Origin of the sequence: Planktotalea frisia (assembly GCF_001890925.1) — a bacterium.
Lineage (GTDB): Bacteria > Pseudomonadota > Alphaproteobacteria > Rhodobacterales > Rhodobacteraceae > Planktotalea > Planktotalea frisia.
In genome coordinates this window covers 1-17,625 of the sequence record NZ_MLCB01000142.1, presented here as the reverse complement: position 1 = coordinate 17,625, position 17,625 = coordinate 1, and the positions used below count along the sequence as shown (strand labels likewise).

At 53.7% G+C, this 17,625-nt stretch carries 22 protein-coding genes; 11 read left to right on the top strand and 11 right to left on the bottom strand.

Features of this window, described 5'->3' with window-relative positions; translation table 11 throughout:
* Nucleotides 1-9: 9 nt before the first annotated feature.
* A complete protein-coding gene (locus PFRI_RS11375) occupies nt 10-615 on the bottom strand; it encodes a tetratricopeptide repeat protein (protein ID WP_245812354.1) in 606 nt (201 codons plus the stop codon).
* Nucleotides 616-699: 84 nt separating this feature from the next.
* On the opposite strand from PFRI_RS11375, the gene PFRI_RS11370 reads away from it, so the two are divergent.
* The 5 genes from PFRI_RS11370 (at nt 700) to PFRI_RS11350 (ending at nt 6,493) form a co-directional block, all read left to right on the top strand.
* Nucleotides 700-990, top strand: coding sequence for an SCP2 sterol-binding domain-containing protein (locus PFRI_RS11370; protein WP_072630826.1), 291 nt, complete (start codon nt 700-702; stop codon nt 988-990).
* 20 nt (nt 991-1,010) lie between these two features.
* Nucleotides 1,011-1,943 (top strand): alpha/beta fold hydrolase, encoded by a 933-nt coding sequence (locus PFRI_RS11365; RefSeq protein ID WP_072630825.1) that lies wholly within the window; start codon nt 1,011-1,013, stop codon nt 1,941-1,943.
* Between the two features lie 30 nt (nt 1,944-1,973).
* Nucleotides 1,974-2,993 (top strand): ligase-associated DNA damage response exonuclease, encoded by a 1,020-nt coding sequence (locus PFRI_RS11360; RefSeq protein ID WP_072630824.1) that lies wholly within the window; start codon nt 1,974-1,976, stop codon nt 2,991-2,993.
* Nucleotides 2,990-4,582 (top strand): ATP-dependent DNA ligase, encoded by a 1,593-nt coding sequence (locus PFRI_RS11355; protein ID WP_072630823.1) that lies wholly within the window; start codon nt 2,990-2,992, stop codon nt 4,580-4,582. The genes PFRI_RS11360 and PFRI_RS11355 overlap by 4 nt, the downstream gene beginning before the upstream one ends.
* Before the next feature lie 93 nt (nt 4,583-4,675).
* Complete coding sequence (locus PFRI_RS11350; RefSeq protein ID WP_072630841.1) at nt 4,676-6,493, top strand: M3 family oligoendopeptidase; 1,818 nt, start codon at nt 4,676-4,678, stop codon at nt 6,491-6,493.
* A 28-nt stretch (nt 6,494-6,521) separates the two neighbouring features.
* On the opposite strand, the gene PFRI_RS11345 is transcribed toward PFRI_RS11350, so the two are convergent.
* From PFRI_RS11345 to PFRI_RS11310, 8 genes are all read right to left on the bottom strand, one after another.
* Nucleotides 6,522-6,791, bottom strand: a complete 270-nt coding sequence (locus PFRI_RS11345) for a DksA/TraR family C4-type zinc finger protein (RefSeq protein WP_072630822.1) — start codon at nt 6,789-6,791, stop codon at nt 6,522-6,524.
* Entirely contained in the window at nt 6,791-7,501 is a 711-nt protein-coding gene (locus tag PFRI_RS11340) for an alpha/beta fold hydrolase (protein ID WP_072630821.1), read from the bottom strand. Before PFRI_RS11340 ends, PFRI_RS11345 begins: the two co-directional genes overlap by 1 nt.
* 82 nt (nt 7,502-7,583) lie before the next feature.
* The gene (locus tag PFRI_RS11335; RefSeq protein ID WP_072630820.1) at nt 7,584-8,345 is read right to left on the bottom strand and encodes an SDR family NAD(P)-dependent oxidoreductase; all 762 of its coding nucleotides are present in this window, start codon (nt 8,343-8,345) and stop codon (nt 7,584-7,586) included.
* 55 nt (nt 8,346-8,400) lie between these two features.
* Entirely contained in the window at nt 8,401-9,009 is a 609-nt protein-coding gene (locus PFRI_RS11330) for a hypothetical protein (RefSeq protein ID WP_072630840.1), read from the bottom strand.
* A 17-nt stretch (nt 9,010-9,026) separates the two neighbouring features.
* The gene (locus PFRI_RS11325) at nt 9,027-9,461 is read right to left on the bottom strand and encodes a VOC family protein (RefSeq protein ID WP_072630819.1); all 435 of its coding nucleotides are present in this window, start codon (nt 9,459-9,461) and stop codon (nt 9,027-9,029) included.
* Between the two features lie 11 nt (nt 9,462-9,472).
* A complete protein-coding gene (locus tag PFRI_RS11320; RefSeq protein WP_072630818.1) occupies nt 9,473-10,459 on the bottom strand; it encodes an alpha/beta hydrolase in 987 nt (328 codons plus the stop codon).
* Nucleotides 10,456-11,208, bottom strand: coding sequence for an alpha/beta fold hydrolase (locus tag PFRI_RS11315; protein WP_072630817.1), 753 nt, complete (start codon nt 11,206-11,208; stop codon nt 10,456-10,458). The genes PFRI_RS11320 and PFRI_RS11315 overlap by 4 nt, the downstream gene beginning before the upstream one ends.
* Nucleotides 11,209-11,276: 68 nt before the next feature.
* Nucleotides 11,277-11,501: a hypothetical protein gene (locus PFRI_RS11310; RefSeq protein WP_072630816.1), complete on the bottom strand. Its 225-nt coding sequence runs from the start codon at nt 11,499-11,501 to the stop codon at nt 11,277-11,279.
* Nucleotides 11,502-11,790: 289 nt separating this feature from the next.
* On the opposite strand from PFRI_RS11310, the gene thrS reads away from it, so the two are divergent.
* From thrS to PFRI_RS11285, 5 genes are all read left to right on the top strand, one after another.
* Complete coding sequence (thrS, locus tag PFRI_RS11305) at nt 11,791-13,737, top strand: threonine--tRNA ligase (RefSeq protein WP_072630815.1); 1,947 nt, start codon at nt 11,791-11,793, stop codon at nt 13,735-13,737.
* Nucleotides 13,738-13,977: 240 nt separating this feature from the next.
* Nucleotides 13,978-14,268, top strand: a complete 291-nt coding sequence (locus PFRI_RS11300; protein ID WP_072630814.1) for a BufA1 family periplasmic bufferin-type metallophore — start codon at nt 13,978-13,980, stop codon at nt 14,266-14,268.
* Between the two features lie 59 nt (nt 14,269-14,327).
* Nucleotides 14,328-15,191, top strand: a complete 864-nt coding sequence (gene bufB / locus PFRI_RS11295; protein ID WP_072630813.1) for an MNIO family bufferin maturase — start codon at nt 14,328-14,330, stop codon at nt 15,189-15,191.
* The gene (locus tag PFRI_RS11290) at nt 15,188-15,943 is read left to right on the top strand and encodes an HvfC/BufC N-terminal domain-containing protein (RefSeq protein ID WP_072630812.1); all 756 of its coding nucleotides are present in this window, start codon (nt 15,188-15,190) and stop codon (nt 15,941-15,943) included. The genes bufB and PFRI_RS11290 overlap by 4 nt, the downstream gene beginning before the upstream one ends.
* Before the next feature lie 27 nt (nt 15,944-15,970).
* A complete protein-coding gene (locus PFRI_RS11285; RefSeq protein WP_072630811.1) occupies nt 15,971-16,522 on the top strand; it encodes a DoxX family protein in 552 nt (183 codons plus the stop codon).
* Here the strand turns inward: PFRI_RS11285 and PFRI_RS11280 are convergent.
* On the bottom strand, nt 16,511-16,825 hold the full coding sequence (locus PFRI_RS11280; protein WP_072630810.1) for an ArsC/Spx/MgsR family protein: 315 nt from the start codon (nt 16,823-16,825) through the stop codon (nt 16,511-16,513). The two genes, PFRI_RS11285 and PFRI_RS11280, sit on opposite strands and share 12 nt — an antisense overlap.
* Before the next feature lie 131 nt (nt 16,826-16,956).
* Here PFRI_RS11280 and PFRI_RS11275 point away from each other — a divergent pair, with 131 nt between their 5' ends.
* Nucleotides 16,957-17,163 carry a cold-shock protein gene (locus PFRI_RS11275; protein ID WP_072630809.1) on the top strand — a complete coding sequence of 69 codons (207 nt, stop codon included), beginning with the start codon at nt 16,957-16,959 and terminating at the stop codon, nt 17,161-17,163.
* A gap of 59 nt (nt 17,164-17,222) precedes the next feature.
* On the opposite strand, the gene PFRI_RS11270 is transcribed toward PFRI_RS11275, so the two are convergent.
* A complete protein-coding gene (locus tag PFRI_RS11270; RefSeq protein WP_072630808.1) occupies nt 17,223-17,516 on the bottom strand; it encodes a hypothetical protein in 294 nt (97 codons plus the stop codon).
* Nucleotides 17,517-17,625 lie beyond the last annotated feature (109 nt).

Genomic DNA, 17,625 nt, shown 5'->3' with positions numbered 1-17,625 from the left:
GATATAAAATTAGAGGGCGGGACCTTTGACTTGCGTCTCTAACCGCTCCATTGCTTCGAGTACGTCTGCATGATGCGGATGTATAGTCAGAACTTGCTCGTAGACTTCATATGCGCGCATCGGATCGCCGAGTTGCTCGAAAATTGCACCCAGACCTTGGATCGCCTCGAAATGGTTCGGGTTTAGCGCCAGCGTCTTCTCAAGATCATCCAAAGCAGGGCCATACAACTGCTGTTGATAAAGCGCACTGGCGCGCATGTGCCAGCCTTCGGCGAAGTCAGGCGCGTGATCTGTCAGAGCTGTGAGATGCTCTATCGCAACTTTGGGTTTCTTCGCTTGAAGTGCGTCGCGGCCACGTTTCAACAACAAATCAGCCGACGCGGACCCAGAGCGCGCCCAGGCCCGCTTGATTTGGGTGGCTATTTTAGCGGCGTCCCCTTCAGAAGCGTCGCGTAATTTTTCAAGAAGCACTTGCGCGTTTATTTCCGCTTCATTTTGCTCAGGGAGCTCTTGTGCGCCGGCGACACCGCCGTAGGCGACTGCCAGCATCAAGAGCGCAGCCAAAAGCATCACGCCAAGTTTACGTGAGTGTGCCGCAAGGTAAGGTTTGCGCATGTGATTTATCGCTCTCATATGTGAGAGTGTAGCGCATGAATGGCGAGATGCCAGATGCAATGAGATAACGAAGCGGAGAGCAAGATGAGCGATATTATTAATGCAGCAGTGATAGCACTGAACGAAAAACTGGCAGATGCCGCATTTGATGGCAGCGCAAAGTTCGAAATCGAAGGCGAAGGCGCTGTTCGTATTGACGAAACAGGCGCATCGGCGTCTGATGCAGAAGCGGACGTGACGTTGACTGCGGATGCGGACACGTTTCAGGCCATTCTTGAGGGTGAACAGAACGCAACGGCGGCTTTCATGTCTGGCAAGCTCTCTGTCGATGGCGATATGGGTATGGCAATGAAACTTGGCGCAGTGCTGAGCTAATAAGTTTTGGATGAGTAACGATGACAAACGCACCCTATCACGCTGACATTTGCGAAGGCCCAAGCAGCGGTTACGCGCTTTGGCGAAAAGCCAGCGATGGCGTGCGTTTGCGCATCGGCCTTTGGCCGCTTGACGGTGCGAAAGCCACGATCCTGATCTATACAGGGCGCACCGAATACATTGAAAAATACGCACATGTCGCAGCGGATTTACACGCCGCTGGATATGCCGTCGCGAGTCTCGATTGGCGCGGACAGGGATTGTCTGATCGTTTGGTCGAAGAACAATACCGCGGTCATGTGGGCACTTTCGCCGATTACCAAAAAGACGTGGCCCTGCTTTTGGAAACAGTGGGCGACGCAGGTATGCCTGCTCCGCTCGCGATTCTGGGACATTCCATGGGCGGTTGCATCGGATTACGCTCGCTGATCGACGGACTGCCTGTGAAAGGTGCGCTGTTTTCCGCGCCGATGTGGGGCATATTGATGTCACCTGCTTTGCGGCCCGCCGCTTGGGTACTATCGCGCGCCGCCGATATGCTCGGCGTCGGCACAACGCTCGCGCCCGGCACCAACGGGCGCAGCTTTATTCTAAGTGATCCGTTTCAGGACAACACACTGACGCGCGATCTGGATATGTGGAATTTGATGGAGACACAGATCAAATCTGTGCCTGCCCTAGAGCTAGGCGGCCCAAGCCTACATTGGCTGAAAGAAGCACTCATCGAGTGCAACGCGATCATGTCAGCACCAGTTCCTAAAATTCCATCTTTGACCTTTCTTGGTGACAATGAACGCATCGTAGATGCGGGCGCAGTTCATCAAAAGATGGCTGCTTGGAACAATGGAACGCTGCAAATGGTTCCAAACGCAGAGCATGAAGTTCTCATGGACATTCCCGCGACCCGCAAAAAGCTAACAGCACAGGCGGTCGCTTTCCTCGACGCGCTTTAACGAACGCCGCGCTGCGCTATATTGCGAAGCATGGCCAGCGCACCTCTCATCACGTTCACAGATCGCGGGATCTATTGCCCCCGTGCCGATGTCTATGTCGACCCGTGGAAACCTGTCGCACGCGCGCTTATCACCCACGGTCACGCAGATCATGCGCGCGCGGGTCATGGTCACTATATGTGCACCGCAAGTGCTGCACCCATCATGCTGCACCGCTTGGGCGAGATAACGCTGCAAACGGTGCAATATGGAGATGTGATTTGCATCAATGGCGTGGACATCTCGTTTCATCCTGCGGGCCATGTTGTCGGCTCTGCGCAGATACGGCTGGCGCACAAGGGTGAGGTCTGGGTCATCTCGGGTGACTATAAAATCGAGAATGACGGCATCAGCGAGCCGTTTGAACCCATCCGCTGCACCCATTTCATCACTGAATGCACGTTCGGCTTACCGATCTTCAAATGGCAGCCCCAGGCCGTCATTGCAGCCGAGATAAACACATGGTGGGCGCGCAATCAGGCGGCGGGCAAAACGAGCATGATCGGCGCGTATTCCCTTGGCAAAGCGCAACGCATATTGTCGATGCTTGACGTGAGCATTGGCCGCGTTCTCACGCACGGAGCAATTGAAGTCAGTAATGGCATTTTACGCAAGCAGAGCGTTACTTTGCCGGACACAATTCAAGTCACGCCAGATGTCGACCCCAAAGCGTATGCAGGCGCAATGGTGCTGGCACCACCTGCCGCCCTTGGTTCTAAGTGGGCCCGCAGTTTCGGCGCATCCTCAAGCGGATTTGCGAGTGGCTGGATGCGCCTTCGGGGCGTGCGCCGCCGTCGCGCATTGGATCAAGGTTTTGTCATTTCTGATCATGCCGATTGGAACGGGTTATGCGATGCAATCAAACTTACAGGCGCTGAAAACATATACGTAACACATGGTTACACAGATATCTTCGCGCGCCACTTGAGAGGGATTGGCTACAACGCTGCAATCGTTGAAACAGACTTTCAGGGTGAAGCCGCGCAAAGCGAGGAAAGTGAAGCAATATGAAAGACTTCGCCGCCCTTTTTAAAACGCTGGATGAAACAACCAAAACCAGTCTCAAAGTCCAAGCGCTCGCGCATTATTTCGAAACGGCAAACGACGAGGATAAGCTCTGGACCATCGCGTTGTTCTCTGGCCGCCGCCCAAAGCGTGCTATCACAACAACGCTTTTGCGCACATGGGCTGCGGAATGTGCAGGGTTAGAGCTATGGCTCTTCGAGGAATGCTATCCGATAGTTGGAGATTTGGCTGAAACGATAAGTTTAATTTTACCTGATAGTTCAGATACTTACGACTACACTCTAACGCATTGGCTGAACGCTCTGATTGCTTTGTCAAAAGAACCGGAAGACCTCAAGAGAGCGTTCGTCATTGACGCTTGGGATCACCTCAATGGCACAGAGCGGTTCTTGTTTAACAAGCTAATCACCGGTGGTTTTCGTGTTGGTGTTTCACAAAAACTGATGACCCGCGCGCTTGCGCAGGCGACCGGGCAAGACGAGGCAGATCTCGCGCATCGATTGATGGGCAATTGGACACCTCAAACCACCAGTTTTGAAACATTGATCGAAGCAGACGATCCCGAAGCCGCCCTGTCGCGCCCGTATCCTTTCTATTTGGCTCATGCTGTTGACGGCGCGCCCGATCAGTTAGGCCCAATCACAGACTGGCATGCAGAGTGGAAATGGGACGGTATTCGCGGGCAGATTATTCTGCGCGGCGGAACTCATTTTGTTTGGTCACGCGGCGAAGAATTGATGACAGATCGCTTCCCTGAGTTTGCAGCTTTGCTTGATTTCCTGCCGAGCGGCGTTGTGCTCGATGGCGAAATTCTGGGCTGGAAAGACGAAAAGCCATTGCCCTTTGCGGCGCTTCAAAAGCGCATCACGCGCAAGACTGTTCCAGCGAAACTGCTGCGCGACACACCTGTCATTCTCTACGCATATGACTTGCTGGAATTGAACGGTGAAGACTTGCGCGAAAGCGCGTTTTCGACACGGCGCGCACAGCTCGAGGCGTTGCTTCAGTCGCTGCCAGAAACCGCACCTATCCGCCTGTCTCCCAGCATCGAGGCTAACACGTGGGAACAGTTGGCGACACATCGCGCGCAAGCGCGCGATAAGCAAGCTGAAGGCTTGATGCTCAAGCGATGCGCGAGCCCCTATCTTGCGGGTCGCAAAAAGGGCGATTGGTGGAAATGGAAACTCGATCCGCTGACGATTGACGCGGTGATGATCTACGCGCAATCGGGACATGGACGGCGCGCGAACCTGTTCACCGATTACACATTTGCGGTTTGGAACGGCAACGATTTGGTGCCGTTTACCAAAGCCTACTCCGGACTGAGCGACGCCGAATTTCGTCAAATCACCGCTTGGGTGCGTCAGAATACGTTGCAGCGTTTTGGCCCTGTACGCCAAGTGCCTGCTGAACATGTCTTCGAGATTGCATTTGAGGGTATTCAACGCAGCACGCGTCATAAATCAGGTGTCGCACTGCGATTTCCGCGCATGCTGCGTTGGCGGCAGGATAAAGTCGCAAAGGATGCGAATACGCTCGATGATCTTAACGAAATGTTGGTGATCTACGGCTAACCCCATCACCAGATTGGCATCATGCGCTTTTGGGGTTTAACTCGCGGCGCGCATGCCTAGGTTATGGGCTAAAGAGATATGAGGTTTTTCAAGATGTTCCACCTGCCCTTTCCCGTTCGCGATGCCAATGCTGGCTCTGGCACCGATCCGCTTGGCAACTTGCCGGAATGGGATCTGAGCGATCTCTATACGGGTGAGGATGCGCCCGAATTGAAGCGCGATCTCGATTGGCTGGAAGAGGCCTGCGCGAGTTTCGCACGCGATTTTGAGGGCAAGCTCGCGGATCTTGATGACGCGGGGCTTCTTGATTGTGTGCTGCGTAACGAACGGATCAACTCTGTCGCAGGGCGCATTATGTCCTTTGCAGGGTTGCGCTATTATCAGATTACCACCGACGCGGACCGAGCGAAGTTCATGTCCGACATGCAAGAAAAGATCACCAATTTCACCACGCCTTTGGTGTTCTTCACGCTTGAGCTGAACCGTTTGGACGACGACGCGCTGGATGCGCATTTTGCCGCCAATTCCGATCTTGCGCGCTATAAGCCTGTTTTTGATCGCATTCGTGCGATGAAACCTTACCAGCTTAGCGATGAGTTGGAGAAATTCCTGCATGATCTTGGCGTTGTCGGTGATGCGTGGGAGCGGATGTTCGATGAAACCATCGCAGGCCTGAGTTTCGAGGTGGATGGGCAAACCCTAAATATTGAGGGCACACTGAACCTGCTAACAGAACAAGATCGCTCTAAACGCGAAGCAGCGAGCCGCGAAGTGGCGCGTGTTTTGGGCGAGAACGTCAAAACATTCGCGCGCGTGCACAACACGCAGGCCAAAGAGAAAGAGATCATTGATCGCTGGCGCGGCATGGAAACACCGCAAACAGGGCGTCATCTGAGCAATCATGTAGAACCTGAAGTTGTCGAAGCGCTGCGCAGTGCGGTTGTAAAAGCTTACCCAAAACTCAGCCATCGTTATTACGAGATGAAGCGCGGCTGGCTCGGCCTTGATCGCATGGAAGTCTGGGATCGCAATGCGCCTTTGCCGATGGAAGACACGCGCATTGTCGGTTGGGACGCTGCAGAAGCGACCGTGATGGAAGCCTATAACGCCTTTGATCCACGCATGGGCAAGATCGCGAAGCCCTTTTTCAAGGATGGCTGGATTGATGCTGGCGTGAAGCCGGGCAAAGCCCCTGGCGCTTTCGCGCACCCCACGGTCACCGACGTCCACCCATATGTGATGCTCAACTATCTCGGCAAACCGCGCGATGTCATGACACTCGCGCATGAACTTGGGCACGGCGTGCACCAAGTTCTGGCCGCTGGTCAGGGCGAAATGCTTTCTTCTACTCCACTGACATTGGCTGAAACCGCCAGTGTTTTTGGCGAAATGCTGACGTTCCAGAAGATGCTTGAGAAAGCAGAAACACAAGAACAACGCAAAGTCTTGCTCGCGGGCAAGGTGGAGGACATGATCAATACTGTCGTGCGACAGATCGCGTTCTATGACTTTGAATGCAAACTACACGATGCGCGCCGAGGCGGTGAGCTAACACCCGAAGACATCAATGCGCTCTGGATGAGCGTTCAAGCCGAAAGTCTTGGACCTGTCTTTGATTTTATGGAGGGATATGAAACCTTCTGGGCTTACATTCCACACTTTGTGCATTCTCCGTTTTACGTTTATGCCTACGCATTCGGCGATGGTCTCGTGAATGCGCTTTATGCAGTTTATCGTGAAGGCGGCGAAGGCTTTGAAGAGAAGTATTTCGACATGCTCAAAGCGGGTGGTTCTAAGCATCACAAAGAACTGCTAGCGCCCTTTGGACTAGATGCGTCTGATCCGAAGTTCTGGGACAAAGGTCTGTCGATGATTTCCGACATGATCGATGAATTGGAAGCGATGGGCTGAAACACTTGGGGGCGTGAGAACACGTCCCCTACTTCAGCTGACTATCCTTAGAACCGCGCCGGTTCATTCCACCACGATCGCGGAACTGGCGGTCGCGATCTTGCTGACACTCAATGCAAAGCTTCACACCGGGGCGAGCCAAGCGGCGCGCCTCTGGAATATTTTCCTCGCATTCCACACAGATCACGGCGCTCTCACCGACAGGCTGCCGCTGTGCTTTCATGCGAGCCAATTCATCCGAAATCGACGCTTCGATCTGTTCGGCTACTGCCCCGTCTTTGGCCCAGCCACCCGCCATTATTGCAAAACAAACGGCTGCGCGAGCCACTCATAGAGCGCCTCTGTCGTGGCACCGGGATTCTCTAAAGTCGGCAAATGGCCCGCGTTAGAAATCACTTTAAGTTCAGCATATGGGATTAGCTCGGCCATAAAAACATGGCGTTTCACAGGGCAAAGCGCGTCGTGTTCGCCACATAAAACCAGTGCAGGCACTTTGCATTTGCGCAGCGTGGATTGCTGGTCACGACGACGCTGTAACGCACGCGATTGGCGCACAAATACTTCAGGCCCCATAACGGCGGCCATGTCCATCACAAGGTTAAGCACGTCAACACGCTGCGGACCCGGAGCAAGGTAGTTCGGTTTCATTTCTTCGCGCATTACTTCTAGCAAGCGCCCCGATTTTGCACCTATGATCTGCGGCTCGCGGCCGGCGGCGACTTGGGGTGTTTCGGGTAGTGGGTTGGTGTCCATCAGGGCGATGCGCTTGACCCGTTCGGGCGCGCGACGCAGAATTTCCATAGCGACGATTCCGCCCATCGATAAACCTGCGAGCGCAAATTTCGCAGGCAGTGAAGCGAGCAATCCGGATGCGATTTCCTCGATTCTTTCGCCTTGCGAGACAGGAGCGCACATCACTGCACGATCTGAGGACAATTCAGCAATTTGTGGGCCAAAAAGCCGTGCGTCGCACATTAAACCGGGCAAGAAAACAACGGGTTCGTTCATTTCACGTCCTTGAAAATATGATACGCTTAACGCTGAGCTTGGACTTATCTGCTTGGATCACAGGCGCAAGCCAATTTCGCCGCTAGCCTGCCGTCCAACCACCATCCACCAAAATGGAGGTGCCTGTTATCATGCCCGAAGCGTCCGAGGCCAGGAAAACTGCGGCACCCATAATATCTTCAACCTCGCCGACGCGGGGCAATTTGATTTTGCTGTCGATCCAAGCGCGCTTTTCTGAATCCTCAAATGTGGGCTTGGTGAGGGGCGTCAGAATAAAGGTCGGGCAAATCGAGTTGACGCGAATGCCCGCAGGTCCGAACTCGATGGCCATCGCTTTGTTCATGCCCTCGACCGCGTGTTTGCTGCTGCAATACACCGCGCGATCCACACCACCGACATGCGCCATCTGGCTGGAAATCTGAATGATAGAGCCACCCTTGCCCGCGGCGATCATCGCTTTGCCCGCTTGCTGGGCAAGAAAATAAGCCGCGCGCACGTTTATGTTCATGACAGCATCGTAATCGTCCTCGGTTGTGTCAACAGCCGCGCTATGGCGCGCAAGTCCCGCTGAATTTAGAACGATATCATAGCATTGAGCATCAAAAAGCGCGCGCACGGCAGCCGTATCTGTTACGTCAAGGGCGTGGGCCTGCGCTTTGAAACCTGCTTTGCACACATCATCGACAACGCCGTCGAGGACTTCTGTACGGCGCGCAGAAAACGTTACATGCGCGCCTGCTTCCGCCAAGGCGACAGCGCACGCCATACCGATGCCACTGGAAGCACCCGCGACGAGTGCTCTTTTGCCATCCAAGCGAAAAGACGGTGTTTTTGGCAGTGACATTACGCGCCCCTTTTTATTAGCTTAACCTGAAAGTAAGCGCGCTAAAATCTGCTGTCTAGCTGATCTTCAGGCCGCGAAACTTAGGAAAGTCAGCGTAGCGTTTTTGTCGCGTGCTTAGGGGTTCTGATGGATCGGCAAAAGCCTTCACCAAAGTGCCCTTTGGTGCAATGTAGCTATCTAAACGACGCGGCGTTTCAGGACGCCAAGACAGATTGAACGCGCAGAGTTTCGGGAAAAACCACGCTTCTGCGAAAGGGAGATGATCGTAGAGCCAATAGGCCAGATCGCGCCAATCACGGCCTGCGGCATACTGATCTTCAAACCATGGAATTGCGATAGATGCTCCAGCGATCTCAACATCTGCAAAATCCCAGATGTGGCATTCCAAAGGGTAGTCGTTGCGCGCGCAGTTGAGGCGATTTTCATTGCCAAATCGATTCAATTCAGGCGAGCGATAGCCGGAACGTACACCAATACGTCCAAAGGTTTCCTCCAAAGGATCCAGTAGATTGGTGCAAAATGCACTGCCCCGTTCGATCGCCAAATCAGGATTGTCGGGGATGTTTGGGATGCTGTGGATATTGCCGATTTCAGAGTAAAGAAATTCCCGCATGTAGAAGTATTTTGACAACCTCACCCGCCCCAAAGTCTCAAGCGACCACATAGAGGCGGGTTTGCGCATTATGCGTATCCACCGTTCCAGCGAAACGCACCGTCGCTTTCGCGCAGGGGTGAAAACGGGTTGTGTGCGACTTCCCAGATGTGGCCGTCTGGGTCGGCAAAATAGCCGTGATGCCCGCCCCAAAACACGTCAGCAGCTGGTTTCAATATACGCGCACCCGCTCTTTCGGCAGCGGCCAAAACAATTGCAACATCAGCTTTTTCACGGCAATTATACCCAAGTGTTGCACGGCCAGCGCCAAGTTCGGCAACATCGAGCCCCATATCTTTTGCAAGCATCTCGAGCGGATAAAGACCGAGTGTCTGGCCCAGAAGATCATAGGCCACGACACCATCATCGGTTTCAACCCGCTTCCAGCCCATCGCATCATAGAACGCAGCGGAGGCGTCCATATCGACCACCCCAAGTGTGATCAGGCTTACGCGTTGTTCCATCGTTTTTCTCCTTACTTCAGGACGCTCTGCGCCCATTCAATCATCGCTTGCGCGGCACCTTCTGTTTGACCAGGTGAGAGGATATCCCCAGCAATAACATGACTGTAAGGATCATCGCCCTCGCCCATGGTAAGAATTTCTAGCGTGCTGTCGCCGCCCCACTCCTCCGCAACTTCACGGTTCTTCGTGGGGCTAACGACTTTGTCCTGATCCGAAATCATAAAGAGCGCGGGGAGTTTGGCTTCGCCAAGATCAAGCCCATCAACCGCTTTTACCAAAGCCGCCATAGGCATCAAAGCGACGGTTGGGTAGCTGTTGGTCCAATAGGCGGCGTGGCCCTCGTTTTGCGTTTCAAAACTGCGCTCGGCGCCCGCTACAACCGGCCCCCACCACCGCACAGCAGGCCATGTCAGGATCACGGCTGAGGGTGAGTTGAGCGCGAAATTTGGCGACACAAACACCGCGCCTGCGACGTTCTCCATCAAGTCATCGCGCAAAGCAGCGGCTGCAACCAAAGTGCCCCCAGTGGAGGTTGAGATGATGATCACCTGTTCACCTACTGCACGCGCAGCGGCCAAAGCTTCGGCAGTGTCGCGCATCCAATCGGCAGCGGTTGGTTCTGCCATCGCATCACCGCTGCGGCCGTGCCCTGCTAGACGTCCAAAGACAAGGTTTGCACCAAGTGCCTCCGCGACTTTGTCTGGAACCGGTCTGATCTCTTCAGAGGTCGCAGAGAAGCCGTGGATATAGAGGACTGAGACGGGCGTTTTTGCACCTGCGTCTCCCGCCCAGATGACGCGTTTTTGTGTGCCCTCAACGATATCGCTAAACTTGCTTTCTTCAGCCTCGAAGTAGGCGTCAATATCTTCGCCCAAGAGTGCAGGATCGAAGGTAGCAGTTAAGTCGACGTTTTCGCGCGGGCCGAACAAAGCAAGTCCTGCGATCAAAAAGACAAGAACCAGAACGCCCCGGCCGATCCACTTGAAAAGTGTGTTCACAACGTGTTCTCCCCCGCCTTAATAACCTCTTCTACAGCTTGCTCGATCAGAGCCAAACAGGCGTTGTCGGAAAAACGATGATCTGCGCCATCCACAAGAGTAAGGCGCATATCCGATCCGCTCGCATGAGACAAAAGCCTCAAGGCGACAGACATATCAACGTCTTCGTCGGCTGAGCCTTGCAAGAAACGCGTCGGGAACGGTAGCTCCAATGGGTCGCGCAGCACGAGCTGATTGCGTCCATCTTCGATCATTCGTTTGGTGATGATGTAGGGTTCGCCATAGTCCGAGGGCAACGCGACTTGGCCTTTGTTTTCGAGCTCAGCGCGTTGCGCGTCATCGAACCCAGCCCACATACTATCTTCGGTAAAATCAGGAGCAGCAGCGATAGTGACAAGCCCCGCGATCCGCTCGGGGCTGCGTTTTGCGGCCAATAATGCCTGCCAGCCCCCCATGGAAGACCCGACTAGGATGAGTGGGCCGTCGGTGAGTTTGTCGAGCGCTTGAGCGGTGTCTTGCGCCCAATCACCAATGCATCCGTCTGTGAATGTGCCCGAGCTTTCGCCGTGGCCAGAGTAGTCAAACCGCAAGAAAGCGCGCCCTTTGGCGATGGCCCAATCCTCGAGATGGATGGCTTTGGTGCCTTGCATATCAGACTTGAGACCGCCTAAGAAAACCACCGTTGGCCCAGAACCGTCGGTCTTTTCATATGCCAGCTTGCGCCTCTGCGCCGTTTCAAGAAATGCCATCGTGCCCTCCCTCAAGGTTGAACACGATCATGCTGAGACACACTTGCTTTCGCAAGGGCAACCCGAGGTTAGCCGCTGATATATGTGCCGCTCTTGGGGCGGTAGAAAACCTTTTGATTGTGCAGACGGCCCAACAGATCGTGGATCTGGCTCACTTCGTCACAATTTGGGGCATTGTCGGTGTTCGCCGCAAGCGCGTCATTGCGCAAATTGGTCTTCACTTCGCGCAGCGCGCTTTCGATCACGTCGAGGTCTTCAACAGTCAATTCAAATTGTGTGTTGTAACGTGGCATATTAATGCTCCAGCATGTCCGAAATGAGGTGTTTCTTGTCGTTTCTTAAGCATATCAGGCCTGTTCAAGCGATCTCAACCCCCAACACCCACAATAATATTCATTGAAAACATGAGCTTACTTCACCATTCGAAGTATTCATTTGCATACAACACTGCATACTTTTGCACGCAATCAAACACTTAGCCGACTTGACGTGATTCCCGCGCAGGGCCATAGAGGCGGTGCAAATAGCACAAACCCGCAACCGGGCGCTTTCGTAGGCGCCAAACTGACGAGGAGCGCCGATATGGCTAACGTCACCCTTACCTTCCCCGATGGCAATCAACGCAAGTACGCGCGCGGTATCACTGCGGCTGATGTTGCGGCGGATATTTCCAGCTCGCTTCGCAAAAAAGCGATCAGCGCAACTGTAAATGGCGCGCATTGGGATTTGCAGTGGCCGATCGAGAGCGACAGCAGCATTGCCTTGAACGCCATGAAGGACGAAGCGGCAGCACTTGAGTTGGTGCGTCACGACCTCGCGCATATCATGGCGCGCGCCGTGCAAGAGATTTGGCCAGACGTCAAAGTCACCATCGGACCTGTCATCAAAGATGGCTGGTACTATGACTTTGATCGCAAAGATCCATTCACACCTGAAGATTTGGGTGTCATCGAGAAGAAGATGAAAGAAATCATTAATGCACGCGACGCTGTGCGCACTGAAGTTTGGGATCGCGCGCGTGCTGTGAAGCATTACGAAGATAATGGCGAACCTTATAAGGTCGAGTTGATCGACGCCATTCCGGGCGACGAGCCCCTGCGCATGTATTGGCATGGCGAGTGGCAGGACCTGTGTCGTGGTCCGCATTTGCAGCATACTGGGCAAGTTCCGGGTGATAGCTTCAAACTGATGAGCATCGCTGGTGCGTACTGGCGCGGCGATAGTGATCGCGCGATGTTGCAGCGTATTTATGGCTGTGCGTTCTTGAACAAAGAACAGCTCAAAGCGCATATGCACATGCTTGAAGAAGCGGCAAAACGTGACCACCGCAAGCTGGGGCGTGAGATGAACCTGTTTCATATGCAAGAAGAGGCCCCCGGCCAAATCTTCTGGCATCCAAACGGCTGGCGCATCTACACCGAGCTTCAAGACTACATGCGCCGCAAACAATATGCGGGTGGTTATGTTGAGGTAAACACGCCTCAGGTGGTGGATCGCAAGCTGTGGGAACAGTCAGGGCACTGGGAGAAATACCAAGAGAACATGTTCATCGTTGAAGTCGATGAAGAGCACGCACGCGAAAAAGCTGTGAATGCTCTGAAACCGATGAACTGCCCCTGCCACGTGCAAATCTTTAACCAAGGTCTGAAATCCTACCGCGACCTGCCTTTGCGAATGGCGGAGTTTGGCTCGTGTAATCGCTATGAACCGTCAGGTGCCTTACATGGTATCATGCGTGTGCGCGGGTTCACGCAAGACGATGGCCACATCTTCTGCCGCGAAGATCAGATTGAATCAGAGACTGCGGTTTACATTGACTTCCTCTCTGGCGTTTACAAAGACCTCGGTTTTGAAGAGTTCCGTGTGAAGTTTTCGGATCGTCCAGAAAAGCGCTCCGGCTCGGACGAAGTCTGGGACAAGGCCGAAGAGGCTTTGCTGAAAGCAACTCGCGCAGCTGGGATCGAGCCTGAGATGAACCCGGGCGAAGGGGCTTTCTATGGTCCAAAGCTTGAATTCGTTCTCACGGACGCGATTGGTCGTGACTGGCAATGCGGCACGCATCAGGTGGACTTTGTTCTGCCTGAACGTTTGGATGCGAGCTACATTGGCGCGGATGGTGACAAGCACCGCCCTGTGATGCTGCACCGCGCAACACTTGGCTCGTTCGAGCGTTTCATTGGCATTTTGATCGAATCCCACGCAGGCAAACTACCGTTTTGGATTGCCCCGCGTCAGGTGGTCGTAGCCTCGATCATTTCGGATGCAGATAATTACGTCTATGAAGTCGTTGCGGCCCTCAACGCAGCAGGCGTGCGCGCAGAAGCGGATATTCGCAACGAAAAGATCAATTATAAGGTGCGCGAGCACTCTGTCGGCAAGGTTCCTGTAATCCTAGCCGTCGGTGCGCGCGAAGTGGAAGAGCGTACCGTGACCGTCAGACGCCTTGGTGAGAAGCAAACCAAGGTAGAAGCGCTGGATTCTGTAATATCCGCACTTTCACTGGAAGCTACCCCACCAGACAAACTGTAACATTTGCCCATTTCGCCCAAAAATATTGCAACAAAGCCCGCCCCGATCGGCGGGCTTTCCCTTTTTTGTAAAGGTTTGAACTAAATTCAGCCTCACATCGGACCATAAGTTCCTAACGGGAGCGTGACACACGGACGCGTGAGTGGATTTCGTTATGCTTCGAAGGCTAGGTTGATTTCAGTCGCCAGAAAAGGCGCAAGACGAAACAAGATAACGACATCAACTTTAAAGGAACACATCATGTCCAACACACTCAAAACACTCGCAGTCGCAGGCGCAGTTGCAGCTTCTTTCACAGCAACCACAGTGACGACAGTCTCCGCTGCAGGCAAAGAGAAATGCTTCGGTGTGTCCCTTGCCGGTAAAAACGACTGTGCCGCGGGTGCAGGCACAACATGCGCAGGTACATCCACAGTGGATTATCAGGGCAACGCATGGACACTCGTTGACGCAGGCACATGCGAAACAATGGACGTCCCAGGTGATCGCATGGGTTCTTTGAAAGAACTGAACCGCGACCTGCCAGCGTAAGCTGAAATACGGTAGGGTGCATGCTATCATGCGCCCTACACAGACCAAGGACACCTGACATGTTTGACGCGAGCTCTTCCTCCCAACTCCCAAACGCGCCGGGTGTCGGCTACAAACCACAGCATTTTGCGGATATCCTAGAAAGCCCTGCACCTGTTGAATGGCTCGAAATTCATGCTGAAAACTATATGGGATTGGGCGGTCGTCCTCTGGCGCAGCTGCGCCATCTCGCTGAGCAATTCCCGATTTCTGTTCATGGCGTCGGCCTTAGCATCGGTAGCGAAGGCGCACTTGATGGCGATCACCTCGCGCGGCTGAAAACCCTGTGCGATTGGCTGAACCCTGCAAGCTTTTCCGAACACCTCGCGTGGTCCTCGCACGAAAACGCGTTTCTGAACGACCTGCTGCCGCTTCCTTACACGCAAGAGACGCTCAACCGCGTCGCAGATCACATTGACCAAGTGCAAGAGGTCTTGGGCCGTAAAATGCTGCTTGAGAACCCCTCAAGCTACCTCGCCTTTGCGGAAAGCACGATGAGCGAAACCGACTTTTTGCGTGCAATTACACAGCGCACGGGCTGCGGATTGTTGCTGGACGTGAACAACGTGTTTGTCTCTGCGACGAACCTCAAACTCGATGCGCGCGCCTATATTGACGATTTTCCGTTGGCGCAGGTTGGTGAGATCCACCTTGGCGGCCATGATGAAGAAGCGGACGATCACGGCGCGCCCTTGCTAATTGATAGCCACGGCGCTGAGATTGCTGATCCTGTCTGGGCTTTGCTTGACTACACTTTGGAACGCTCTGGACCAAAACCGCTCTTGATAGAATGGGACACGGACGTCCCTGACTGGCCCGTTTTAGCTGACGAAGCCAAACGCGGCGCACGCGCGCTTGCGCCTTCATTGGCGTTGGCATCATGATAACAACGCAAACCGATTTTCGCGCGGCGATCTTTGATCCACAGATGGCGGTTCCTGCTAGCTTGACCGACGGTTCGGAACAACCCGCAGGCAAACGTTTCAACGTGTACCGCAACAATGTTATCGTCAGTTTAAAAGAGGCGTTGAGCGAGAGTTTTCCCGTTGTCACCAAACTCATTGGTCCACAGAGCTTCGCCAATCTCGCCGGTCTTTATGTGCGCGCGCACCCTCCCTGTGATCCGCGTATGATGCTTTACGGCGCTGAATTCCCTGCGTTTCTGGAAACCTTTCAGCCGCTGCAACATGTCGGTTATTTAGCGGATGTCGCGCGATTGGAACTCGCGCAGCGACGCGCCTATCACGCGGCGGACGCGACGCCGATTGATCCTGCGATATTCGGGGAACTGCCACCCGAAGCCCTCGCAAGCGCCACGGTTCTATTCGCGCCTGCAATGCAAATTGTTCAATCCTCTTGGCCTGTACTCGACATTTGGCAGTTCAATATGACCAAGGACGCGCCCCAACCGAGCGCTGCCGCGCAAAACGTGCTGATTGGACGGCCAGAATTCGATCCGCAAATGCGCGCAATGCCAGAGGGCAGCGCTGAATTGATCACGCTTTTGCAAAACAGAACTAAGCTTGGCGATGCACTAGAAACGATTGAGCAAAGCCACCCTGACTTCGACTTTTCAGCGCTTCTTGGAGTGTTGTTACAAACCGGTGCGCTTGTTGCGCTTACCCCCTCCCAATAATCAAATACGACGACAAGGAAGACCCAAATGCGCAGCCTCTTCGCTCTCCAAGACCGCTTACTTGCCCCTATCGGCAATGGCGACAACGCCCTGCCCTTCGCGGCGCGCTTCGCTTTTGCGGCGTCGCTGGCGCTCTATTTCTTTAATTCTGGCCTGACCAAACTTGGCGATGGCATCTTTGGGATTTTCCAACCTTCACTCGGAGCTTATGCGCAAATTTTCCCACGCGCGATGGAAGCTGCGGGCTACGATGTTTCCCAACTTGGGATATTCCATTGGGCCGTCGTCACTGGTGGCACAGTCGCTGAATTCGTCTTGCCCGTGTTGATTATTATTGGCCTGTTCGCGCGTCTCGCATCGATCGGCATGATCGGCTTCATCGTGGTGCAAAGCTTAACCGATCTTATCGGACACGGTGCATGGGACGACAAAGCTGTGCTTGGCGCTTGGTTCGACCAGATCCCGGATGGCATCATTCTTGATCAGCGTATGTTCTGGGTGCTCGCACTATCAATTATCGTGTTCAAGGGCGCAGGCTGGCTGTCCCTTGATCGCTTGTTCAACAAATCAGACGCCTAAAGCCGCCTGAACCTCTTTGGTCCACCCTAAGTGAAGCGCTCCGTTGGTTTCGATCAATGGGCGCTTCATGAGTGTTGGATGATCTTGTAACAAATCCAGCGCAGGACGCGCGCGTTCGCTCTCATCGAGCCCTCGCCACGTCGTAGACCGTGTGTTCAGCAACGTCGCACCAAACTGTGCCTCGGCTGCCTGCAAAAGCTCTAAAGAGATCCCATCTGCACGCACGTCAACGAGTTGAGCGTCAGGCAATGCCTTCAGCGCTTTGCGGCACGTATCGCAGTTTTTCAGGCCATATAGTTTCATTGTACTCTCCGGTTTTACGTCAAATCATGCGCTGGTAACGAAAATGTCAATGTTTCGCAGTCGCGATTTCCTTGATTTTCAAAACTGAGCGCTAAGCTCTCGTTAAATAAATACAAAAAGGAGTTTCGGACATGCCCAATGGCACCGTCAAATGGTTCAACACAACAAAAGGTTTCGGGTTCATTGAGCCGGAAGACGGCGGCAAGGATATTTTTGTCCACATTTCCGCAGTAGAGCGTTCTGGCCTGACAGGTCTTGCGGACAATCAGAAAGTCTCTTTCGAGATGGAAGAGGGTCGCGATGGTCGCGAAATGGCTTCCAATCTGACGCTTCTGTAAACGACAAAAGCCCAGCGTTGGCGCTGGGCTTTCAGTAATTCGTCAATCATTCACGCTTATTAGTGTGAGTGATATTTCGTATGCGTATGTGACTTCATGTGCGTGTGCGTTTGTTTGTGCTTGTGTTTCTTCATCGGCGTGTAGCCGCGTGCAGCAGTACCACAGCAGATGACCCCGCCCAGAACAACAGGCTGCAAGCCAGCTGGGCAATAGTTTGGCCCGTGATACGCTACAGGGGCAACGCTATTCGGGTTATGCGTACCGTCACCCATATACATATCGCCCCAAGCGAGTGCCTGTGATGACATTGCTATAGTCGCAGCGATGGCGACTGTGAATACTTTTGAAAACATGGAACTGCCCTTTTCGATTACTGCTCAAGATCGTCTTTTTTTATGATCTATACCGCTGCTACCCCAAAACCCGAATTTTTTCATGGGTTATGACGCGGAAATTGTCTGA

What these genes read in the sequence shown, in the direction of transcription:
- PFRI_RS11375 (WP_245812354.1), bottom strand. Translation starts at nt 615, where the DNA reads ATGCGCAAACCTTACCTTGCGGCACACTCACGTAAACTTGGCGTGATG.
- PFRI_RS11370 (WP_072630826.1), top strand. Translation starts at nt 700, where the DNA reads ATGAGCGATATTATTAATGCAGCAGTGATAGCACTGAACGAAAAACTG.
- PFRI_RS11365 (WP_072630825.1), top strand. Translation starts at nt 1,011, where the DNA reads ATGACAAACGCACCCTATCACGCTGACATTTGCGAAGGCCCAAGCAGC.
- PFRI_RS11360 (WP_072630824.1), top strand. Translation starts at nt 1,974, where the DNA reads ATGGCCAGCGCACCTCTCATCACGTTCACAGATCGCGGGATCTATTGC.
- PFRI_RS11355 (WP_072630823.1), top strand. Translation starts at nt 2,990, where the DNA reads ATGAAAGACTTCGCCGCCCTTTTTAAAACGCTGGATGAAACAACCAAA.
- PFRI_RS11350 (WP_072630841.1), top strand. Translation starts at nt 4,676, where the DNA reads ATGTTCCACCTGCCCTTTCCCGTTCGCGATGCCAATGCTGGCTCTGGC.
- PFRI_RS11345 (WP_072630822.1), bottom strand. Translation starts at nt 6,791, where the DNA reads ATGGCGGGTGGCTGGGCCAAAGACGGGGCAGTAGCCGAACAGATCGAA.
- PFRI_RS11340 (WP_072630821.1), bottom strand. Translation starts at nt 7,501, where the DNA reads ATGAACGAACCCGTTGTTTTCTTGCCCGGTTTAATGTGCGACGCACGG.
- PFRI_RS11335 (WP_072630820.1), bottom strand. Translation starts at nt 8,345, where the DNA reads ATGTCACTGCCAAAAACACCGTCTTTTCGCTTGGATGGCAAAAGAGCA.
- PFRI_RS11330 (WP_072630840.1), bottom strand. Translation starts at nt 9,009, where the DNA reads ATGTGGTCGCTTGAGACTTTGGGGCGGGTGAGGTTGTCAAAATACTTC.
- PFRI_RS11325 (WP_072630819.1), bottom strand. Translation starts at nt 9,461, where the DNA reads ATGGAACAACGCGTAAGCCTGATCACACTTGGGGTGGTCGATATGGAC.
- PFRI_RS11315 (WP_072630817.1), bottom strand. Translation starts at nt 11,208, where the DNA reads ATGGCATTTCTTGAAACGGCGCAGAGGCGCAAGCTGGCATATGAAAAG.
- PFRI_RS11310 (WP_072630816.1), bottom strand. Translation starts at nt 11,501, where the DNA reads ATGCCACGTTACAACACACAATTTGAATTGACTGTTGAAGACCTCGAC.
- thrS (WP_072630815.1), top strand. Translation starts at nt 11,791, where the DNA reads ATGGCTAACGTCACCCTTACCTTCCCCGATGGCAATCAACGCAAGTAC.
- PFRI_RS11300 (WP_072630814.1), top strand. Translation starts at nt 13,978, where the DNA reads ATGTCCAACACACTCAAAACACTCGCAGTCGCAGGCGCAGTTGCAGCT.
- bufB (WP_072630813.1), top strand. Translation starts at nt 14,328, where the DNA reads ATGTTTGACGCGAGCTCTTCCTCCCAACTCCCAAACGCGCCGGGTGTC.
- PFRI_RS11290 (WP_072630812.1), top strand. Translation starts at nt 15,188, where the DNA reads ATGATAACAACGCAAACCGATTTTCGCGCGGCGATCTTTGATCCACAG.
- PFRI_RS11285 (WP_072630811.1), top strand. Translation starts at nt 15,971, where the DNA reads ATGCGCAGCCTCTTCGCTCTCCAAGACCGCTTACTTGCCCCTATCGGC.
- PFRI_RS11280 (WP_072630810.1), bottom strand. Translation starts at nt 16,825, where the DNA reads ATGAAACTATATGGCCTGAAAAACTGCGATACGTGCCGCAAAGCGCTG.
- PFRI_RS11275 (WP_072630809.1), top strand. Translation starts at nt 16,957, where the DNA reads ATGCCCAATGGCACCGTCAAATGGTTCAACACAACAAAAGGTTTCGGG.
- PFRI_RS11270 (WP_072630808.1), bottom strand. Translation starts at nt 17,516, where the DNA reads ATGTTTTCAAAAGTATTCACAGTCGCCATCGCTGCGACTATAGCAATG.